This window comes from Ruegeria sp. P8, from assembly GCF_056534665.1.
Window position 1 is genome coordinate 1 of the sequence record NZ_JBQERC010000060.1, and the last position, 893, is coordinate 893.

Here is an 893-nt window from a genome sequence, read left to right on the forward strand (position 1 = left end):
ATCTTGGCATCCGCGGGCCAGTAGTTGATGCCATAGCCCGGCAGGGTCGAGAACGGGTTCAGACGGGTGCCGAGGCACAGGACAACATCCGCCTCGCTGATCAGCTCCATCCCCGCTTTCGAACCGTTATAGCCCAGCGGACCGGCAAACAGCGGGTGGCTGCCCGGGAAGGCGTCATTGTGCTGGTAGCCGACGCAGACCGGCGCATCCAGACGCTCGGCCAGCGCTTTCGACGCCTCGATGCCGCCTTCGGCCAGAACCACACCGGCTCCGTTCAGGATCACCGGGTTCCTGGCGTTAGACAGCAGCTCGGCCGCCTGGGCCACGGCGCTTTCACCGCCCGAGGGGCGCTCGAACTCGACAATGGCGGGCAGGTCGATATCGACAACCTGGGTCCACATGTCGCGCGGGATGTTCAGCTGGGCCGGGGCGCTGGCGCGTTTGGCCTGCATGATCACACGATTCAGTACCTCGCAGACGCGGGTCGGGTCGCGGACCTCTTCCTGATAGGCGACCATGTCCTCGAACAGCTTCATCTGCTCGACTTCCTGAAAGCCCCCCTGACCGATCGTCTTGTTGGCCGCCTGCGGGGTCACCAGCAGAAGCGGGGTGTGGTTCCAGTAGGCGGTCTTGACGGCGGTCACAAAGTTGGTGATGCCCGGGCCGTTCTGCGCGATCATCATCGACATCTTGCCGGTGGCCCGGGTGTAGCCATCCGCCATCATCCCCGCGCTGCCCTCATGCGCACAGTCCCAGAACATGATCCCAGCCTTCGGAAACAGATCCGAAATCGGCATCATCGCAGAGCCAATGATCCCAAACGCATGCTCAATACCATGCATCTGCAAAACCTTAACAAAGGCCTCTTCCGTCGTCATCTTCATAGGGGTGTT

General features: G+C 62.3%; 1 protein-coding gene. It reads right to left on the bottom strand.

The features are described from left to right. Window positions 1-884 (bottom strand): thiamine pyrophosphate-binding protein (locus ACR0BZ_RS19865; RefSeq protein WP_480921084.1); only part of this gene is annotated, 884 nt, incomplete at its 3' end. Window positions 885-893 lie beyond the last annotated feature (9 nt).